Here is a 6,837-nt window from a genome sequence, read left to right as displayed (position 1 = left end):
GGAAAGAACGGCCGCAGCCGCTCGATCTGCTCATCCGTCAGCCAAAACAGGTCACTCATCCCGGTCTCCTTGCGGAGCCTGAATCAGATCGCGACGATCACATCAATGGGTCCTGACCCTAGTGTCGCTCGGCCACGAGCAGCTGCTCGACATCGTCGCCGAGTTCGGCATGGACCCCGGCAAGCTCGTGATGAAGTGGAAGGACCGCGACCGCGTCGCGGACCGGATCGTCGAGACCGCCATCGCTCGCGCCACCAAGGGCGACGCCTTCAGGTCTGAGTGACGGTAGCCGTGGACGGATCATCGGCAGGAGGCGCGCGCGGCATCGACCTCGACCGCCGCTTCATCGCGCAAGAGCTTCGCGCCGCCGATCCGTGGGAGGCGGCGTTGCGCCGCGACGAGGTGCGCGACTGGACCTGAGTGCTGAGGCACCGAGTCGTCGCGCTGCTCGACCAAGCCGGTGCCGGCAAGTCGCAAGAGATGCGCGACCGGGCGGCCGATCTTCGCCGCACCGACGGCGACGCCTTCTACATGCGCATCGAGCGGCTCTGCACGACGACCTTTCGGATGGCCCTCGACGACGAGATCCAACGCGCCGCGTTCGACCGCTGGATCGTCGGCCGCGGCGAGGCCGTCTTCATGCTCGACTCGGTCGACGAGGCAAAGCTACCTAGCATGGTGACGACCACGCCGCTGCCCGACGCGCTGGCCGCGCTCAAGGCAGCCCTGGGTCCCGCCATTTCGCGCATTCGGCTCGTTGTCTCGTCGCGCGGCAGTGAGTGGCACGACCGGTCCGAGCAGAAACCGCTTGAGATGTTCGCCGCCCGCCTTGCGGCGGCGCGCGGCGATGCAGGGAGCGACGTGACGCGCCTCGCCTTGGCGCTGCTCGACGAAGACCGCATCATGCGACTCGCCAGGTCGCGCGGTGCCGACGACGGCCTGATAACGCTGCTCGAGGTCAGCGACCTGATCGACGACGCCCGCACGCCCCTCGACGCGCTGCACTACGCCGACCACTACGTGGCCCACCGCGGCGGAGACGACCTGGCGCGGTCGTTCGCGTCGCGCGGCGCGGTCCTCCGGGCGTCGGTCGAGCGGCGGCTGCGGGACGCGGACGCCGAGGCCCCGCGCCCGCCCGCCGACCAGGTCGCCGCGATGCGGGCCGCGCGCCGGCTAGCCTTCGCGCTGACGGTCGCGCAGACCAGAGACATCGCGCTGCCGAGCCGTGGCTCGACGCCGCGACGCTGCTCACCACCGGGCCGGGCGGCATCACGATAGGCGACGTGCGGGGCCTGCTGGCCACGCCGCTCTTCGCGCCGGCCGAAGCCGGCACGATCAGGTTCTACCGCTCCGAGGTGACGGCGATGCTTGCCGCCGAGCACCTCCGCGACACGATCCGGGGCGGGGCGGGGCGTCCGCGGATGCGACCGTCAGCACGTCCCTCGCAAGCCCGTTCGGCGAAACGCTCGCGCCCGCCGTCTATGGACCGATGCTCGCATGGCTCGCCAGCCACAATCGCGTGGCACTGGCACGGCTGCTCGATCACGATCCGGTCTGGCTGATGGAGGACGGCGATCCCCGCACCTTGCCCATCGACGACCTTGCCGCCGCGCTGACCCGCCACGTTGACGGCGGCGCGGACCGCCTGCCCGGCGGCTACCATCTCGACCAGGCGGCCCTCCGGCGATTCGCCCGGCCGGGGCTGGAGGAACGCGTCGTCGGATTGTTGGCACGCGCGCGGGGCACCGCCAAGAACCATCTTCTCGAGATCATTCGCGCCGGACGCTATCGCTCGGCCTCACCGCAGCTCGCCGCCATCATCGGCGGCGGATACGCACCGCCGGGCCTGCGCCTGACCGCCGTCGTCGCGCTGGCCGCATGCGGCAGCCCAGACGACATCGCCGCCGCGGCAGCGGACATAGTCGCGTGGGGTCGGCCGCTGCGGCCGCCGGAAGAGATCAGGTTCGAGGCTGAGCGCGACGACGAGATCATCGTCAGGCTGATCGCCACCGGCTACCCGTCGGCGTTCGGCGCGAACACCGCGCTCCGGCTGCTGAGGCGCCTCACCGGCAAGGACTACGCGACCGCGGGCGTGCGCCTCCTCCCCGCAATCCCCGCGGCGCCCGACACCGACCTGCCCGTCCTCGTCGCGGGGCTCAACGCGCTGAGCTTCGCCACGTCGTCACCTCGCGCGGCAGTGACGCCACTTGGCTCCATCACGCTGCGGGCGCTGGGCGCGACGCTGGCCAGGATCGTCGCCGAGCGTGCCGACCTGATCGACGCCGAGATGCTGGCGACGCTCCGCCGCGTCCTGCGAACGATCCGCGGCGGCGGCGGTCGGCACGGCTACGCTCTGGCCAAGGACGCCGGGCTGTCCGCTGCGATCCAGGAGAACGCTGCGTTCCGCGAGACGGCCTTCGCGATCGTCGCGGCCCAGCCGGGCGAGCGTCTGAACCTGCAGGCGATCCGAACGCTCCTGATCGAGCCGGGACTGCCTGTGAAGGGCGGTGACAAACCCGGCCACGGTGCCGCCGGCGCAGTGCTGGCGGGGGCGGAGTAAAATCCGGCCAGTGGTTAAGCTGCCCGCTTTGCGGGGCGGCGGGGATGTTTGTCGTGGAGAGCTACGCAGCAGTCAGGCGGTTCGTATTCGTCGAGGGTCATAGTCGCCGCGAGGCGGCAAGCGTGTTCGGGCTGAGCCGGGACACGGTGCGCAAGATGTGCCTGTACTCGGCGCCACCAGGATACCGCCGGACGAAGCCCCCGACCAAGCCGAAGCTGGGCACGCTCCTGCCGGTCATCGACGCAAAGCGCCATCGACCGACACCTCCGTGCCGCTGCGTGCCGCCGGGGCGGGCGACCGGGCCGCTTTGCTTGCGACCGACCAGGCGGGTTCGGGAATGAACCGCGCCGCGTTGCTGGATGCGATCGTCGCGATGGCCGACGTGGTGGTGGTGGAACGTGGCGGCCGCATCACCGGCTATGGCTGCGTGCGCCGCTGGGGCCGTGGCGTCGTGATCGGTCCCGTCGTTGCCCAGGACACGACAGACGCCCGCGCGTTGATCGCGAAGCTTGCCGAGCAGCATGTGGGCCAATTCGTCCGCATCGACGTGACAATGGCGAGCGGCCTTAGCGCATGGCTTGAGTCTATCGGACTTCCGCTGGTTGGTCAGGTCGTCTCCATGTCGCTCGGTGCGCCGCCGCGGGTCGATCCGGCGGCGACGCTGTTTGCCCTCTCCAATCAATCGCTCGGTTAGGGCGGCACGCCGCGCGGAGACTTTCTTATGAAGATGATGTCTTACTGGCTCGACACCTCGACGCCATTCGCCGCCGCCGCACCCGGCGGACCGGAGGGCGTCGCCGACGTGGCGGTGATCGGCGCGGGCTTCACCGGCCTGTCGGCCGCTCTTGCCCTCGCCAAAAAGGGCGCGAAGGTGGTGGTGCTGGAAGCGGATCGCGTGGCGGGTGCTGCGTCCGGGCGCAACGGCGGCATGTGCAACAACGGGTTCGCGCAAGACTACCTCACCCTGTCGACGCAGCTTGGGCGCGAACGGGCGAACATGCTGTACCGCGCCTTCGATGCCGGGGTGGACAAAGTCGAGTCGATTGTCACCGAGGAGGGCATCGATTGCCATTTTGGCCGGGTCGGCAAGTTGAAGCTCGCCGCGAAGCCCGAGCATTATGAGAAAATCGCGCGATCGCAAGAACTGCTAGCCCGCGAAGTGGATCCGCAGACGCGTATGGTGCAGCTTGCCGAGATGCGAGACGAGATCGGCTCCGATCGGTATTTCGGCGGGATGCTCTACGAAAAGAGCGCCAACATGCACATGGGCAAGTATGGGCAGGGCCTGGCGGAGGCCGCCGCCCGACACGGCGCGACGATCTACGAACACAATCCGCTCATCCGCATGCGGCGCACGGCCAGCCAGGTGCATGAACTGACGACGCCGCATGGCACCGTTCGTGCCAATCAGGTGCTGCTCGCCACCGGCACCTCGGCCGCAGGACCGCTGGGCTGGTTCCGCCGACGGATCGTGCCGGTGGGGGCCTTCATCATCGCCACGGAACCACTCTCGACCGCGCAGCTCGACCGGCTGACCCCCAGGCGTCGCAACACCGTCGACACGCGCAACTTCGTTAACTATTTTCGGACGTCACCCGACAACCGCATCCTGTTCGGCGGTCGCGCGCGCTTTTCCGGGCGCACCGATGCAGCTTCCGATGCCAAGAGCGGCGTTATCCTGCGTCGTTCGCTGCTGGACGTGTTCCCCGAGCTTGCGGACACGCGCATCGACTATTGCTGGGGCGGGATGGTCGACATGACGCGCGATCGCCTGCCGCGCGCGGGGGAGCAAAGCGGCGTATTCTACTCGATGGGCTACAGTGGTCACGGCACCCACATGGCGACCTATATGGGGGCGATCATGGCCGAGGTGCTCGATGGCCGCGCCGACCTCAACCCTTGGCGCGATTTCGACTGGCCGGCCATCCCCGGACATTTCGGCAAGCCGTGGTTTCTGCCGATCGTCGGCGCTTATTATCGCTTTCAGGATCTCGTGAAGTAACGGCGGAACCTGCCAATTCGGAAGTTGGAACCATCACGCGCCTCGCCTGATTTCACTGCATCGGAGAACTACCATCATGCCCGCGCCACTGCGTTACATCCGGTCTTCGCCCACGATCCCTGCCGAAGCCGACGCCGTGATCATCGGTGGCGGCATCATTGGTAGTTTCACCGCCTATTATCTGGCGAAGCGCGGGCTGAAGGTCGCGTTGCTGGAGAAAGGTGTGGTCGGCGGCGAGCAATCGAGCCGCAACTGGGGCTGGTGTCGTCAGCAGAACCGCGATGCACGCGAGCTGCCGCTGGCCACCAAGGCTCTCGACCTGTGGGAGCAATTCGGTGCCGAGAGCGGCGAGGATACCGGCTTTCGTCGCTGTGGTCTGTTCTATGTCAGCAACGACGAGGAGGAAATCGCGACCTGGGCTCGCTGGGGTGACTTCGCCCGCTCGGTCGACGTCAAGACGCGCATGCTGTCAGGTGAGGAAGCGTCGCACCACGCCGGCTTTACCGGACAGCGCTGGCGGGGCGGCGTGCATTCGCAGATGGACGGGATCGCCAATCCTGGGCTGGCCGCGCCCGCAGCTGCCACGGCGGTGCTCGCGCTCGGCGGCACTGTGCACCAGTCGTGCGCGGCGCGTGGCATCGAGACCACAGGCGGCGCCATCAGCGCGGTGGTCACGGAGCGAGGCACGATCCGCACCCGCCTGGTCATTCAGGCCGGTGGCGCCTGGGCTTCGTCCTTTTGCCGCCAGCTCGGCGTCCGCTTTCCGCAGGCGACGGTGCGCCAGACTATCCTGGCGGTGGGAACCGGCGGACTGACGCTGCCGGACGCCTTCTACAGCAAGTCGATCTCGATCACGCGGCGAGGCGACGGCTGTCACACGCTGGCAATCAGCGGTCGCGCCAAATTGGACCCGACGCTCCAGTTCCTGCGCTTCCACCGTGAATTTCTGCCGATGTTCGGGAAACGGTGGAAGAGTATCTCGCCAGGCGGGCTTCAGGCTGCGCGTGCAGGCCATGAGGGCTCGTCCCGCTGGAGGCTGGATCGGCCGACCCCGATGGAGGCGATGCGCATCCTCGATCCTACTCCAGACCCCAAGACGGTGCGACTGACGCGGCAGCATGCGGCCAAGCTGATCCCGGAACTAGGGTCGGCGCCAACGGTCGCGAGCTGGGCGGGTTTCGTCGACAGCACGCCCGACGGCGTGCCCGTGATCGGCGAAGTGCCAGCGATTCCCGGCATGATCGTGGCAGCAGGTTTCAGCGGACATGGTTTCGGTATCGGCCCCGGCTCCGCCCATCTGGTCGCCGACATCGCTACCGGGCAGGAACCCCTCGTCGACCCACGCCCTTATCGACTCACGCGCTTTGTGGCCGGAGAGAAGATCGAAGTTTCGGAGTTCTGAGTGTTGTCGATGCGGTCATGATCTGCGCGCAGAACGTGTTTCTGATCCGACTTAAGAAGGCGAACGGTATCAACGTCAGCGCATCGATCAGGCCGTCGTGCGGAACGTACCGCGACCACGTCTCGCGGACTTGGTCGAGCAGACTGACGGGTATCGACGCCCTGAGGGGACTGGTAATCGCACCGTACCGATCGGCACAGCGCGAGGCGTGGCGGACCTCGGACGTGTCGTGTTGCAACAGCGTTCGCTAAATAGAGTGTCGTTCGAAGAACGGCTCAGTCGCCGGGCAAGATTGCGACGGCATCGATCTCAACGAGATAGCCGTGATGAAGCTCGCTCACCGGCACCACCGTGCGCGCAGGTCGCGCGTCCCCCAGCATCGCGGCATAGACTGCGTTGAAGCGGGGCCAGTTCTCCACCCCGACGATATAGGCGGTAACGCGCGCCAGTCGCGCCGGCGTGCCGCCGCCGGCGGCGAGGATCGCCAGCATGTTACCGATCGCCTGCCGCGCCTGCCCCTCGAAGCTGTCGTCAGGCAGCGCGGCACCGTCGGCGCGGATCGGCAGCTGGCCGGAGATATAGAGCGTACCGCCGGCGATCGTGGCCTGCGCGTAATGGCCGGCGGGGGCCGGGGCGGCGTCGGTCCTGACCACAACCAGGTCTGCCATCACCAGCCCCCGAACCGGGGCCACTCGGCCTCCACGACGGGCGAGCCGCCGCGCACGACATGATATGCCGAGTGCTGCGCGCCGGTGGAGCAGGCATGGTTCGGCAGGATACGCACGCGGTCACCGATCGCCAGATCGGGCAGTACCCCTCCCGATCCCGGCCGGACGGCGATGATGCCATGCTCCTGATTGGCGTCCGCGACGA

Annotated in this window: 8 protein-coding genes and 2 pseudogenes; 8 read left to right on the top strand and 2 right to left on the bottom strand. The window is 67.9% G+C overall.

Going from position 1 to position 6,837, the window contains the following annotated elements:
* The first annotated feature begins 121 nt into the window (after window positions 1–121).
* The 8 genes and pseudogenes from FOY91_RS21860 to FOY91_RS20055 all read left to right on the top strand — a co-directional run bounded on the left by FOY91_RS21860 (window position 122) and on the right by FOY91_RS20055 (window position 5,964).
* Window positions 122–283: a hypothetical protein gene (locus FOY91_RS21860; protein WP_162527293.1), complete on the top strand. Its 162-nt coding sequence runs from the start codon at window positions 122–124 to the stop codon at window positions 281–283.
* Window positions 284–291: 8 nt separating this feature from the next.
* The gene (locus FOY91_RS22665; RefSeq protein ID WP_275266052.1) at window positions 292–420 is read left to right on the top strand and encodes a hypothetical protein; all 129 of its coding nucleotides are present in this window, start codon (window positions 292–294) and stop codon (window positions 418–420) included.
* 60 nt (window positions 421–480) lie between these two features.
* On the top strand, window positions 481–1,278 hold the full coding sequence (locus FOY91_RS20080; protein ID WP_162527294.1) for a hypothetical protein: 798 nt from the start codon (window positions 481–483) through the stop codon (window positions 1,276–1,278).
* A 211-nt stretch (window positions 1,279–1,489) separates the two neighbouring features.
* Window positions 1,490–2,560 carry a hypothetical protein gene (locus FOY91_RS20075; RefSeq protein WP_145155672.1) on the top strand — a complete coding sequence of 357 codons (1,071 nt, stop codon included), beginning with the start codon at window positions 1,490–1,492 and terminating at the stop codon, window positions 2,558–2,560.
* A 44-nt stretch (window positions 2,561–2,604) separates the two neighbouring features.
* Window positions 2,605–2,805, top strand: a pseudogene (locus FOY91_RS20070) (IS21 family transposase); the annotation flags it as partial.
* Window positions 2,806–2,828: 23 nt separating this feature from the next.
* The gene (locus tag FOY91_RS20065; protein WP_238995813.1) at window positions 2,829–3,254 is read left to right on the top strand and encodes a GNAT family N-acetyltransferase; all 426 of its coding nucleotides are present in this window, start codon (window positions 2,829–2,831) and stop codon (window positions 3,252–3,254) included.
* 27 nt (window positions 3,255–3,281) lie between these two features.
* On the top strand, window positions 3,282–4,562 hold the full coding sequence (locus FOY91_RS20060) for an NAD(P)/FAD-dependent oxidoreductase (protein ID WP_145155668.1): 1,281 nt from the start codon (window positions 3,282–3,284) through the stop codon (window positions 4,560–4,562).
* Window positions 4,563–4,638: 76 nt separating this feature from the next.
* Window positions 4,639–5,964, top strand: a complete 1,326-nt coding sequence (locus tag FOY91_RS20055) for an NAD(P)/FAD-dependent oxidoreductase (protein ID WP_145155666.1) — start codon at window positions 4,639–4,641, stop codon at window positions 5,962–5,964.
* Window positions 5,965–6,239: 275 nt separating this feature from the next.
* Here the strand turns inward: FOY91_RS20055 and FOY91_RS20050 are convergent, their stop codons facing one another.
* Together FOY91_RS20050 and FOY91_RS20045 are read right to left on the bottom strand one after the other, a co-directional pair.
* Window positions 6,240–6,632, bottom strand: coding sequence for a RidA family protein (locus tag FOY91_RS20050; protein ID WP_145155664.1), 393 nt, complete (start codon window positions 6,630–6,632; stop codon window positions 6,240–6,242).
* Window positions 6,632–6,837: pseudogene (locus FOY91_RS20045) on the bottom strand (DSD1 family PLP-dependent enzyme); the annotation flags it as partial. The gene FOY91_RS20050 and the pseudogene FOY91_RS20045, both read right to left, overlap by 1 nt.

Source organism: Alterirhizorhabdus solaris (assembly GCF_007785815.1).
Taxonomy (GTDB): Bacteria; Pseudomonadota; Alphaproteobacteria; order Sphingomonadales; family Sphingomonadaceae; genus Alterirhizorhabdus; species Alterirhizorhabdus solaris.
The sequence above is the reverse complement of the archived record's forward strand: the minus strand, read 5'-3'. Positions and strand labels throughout refer to the sequence as shown.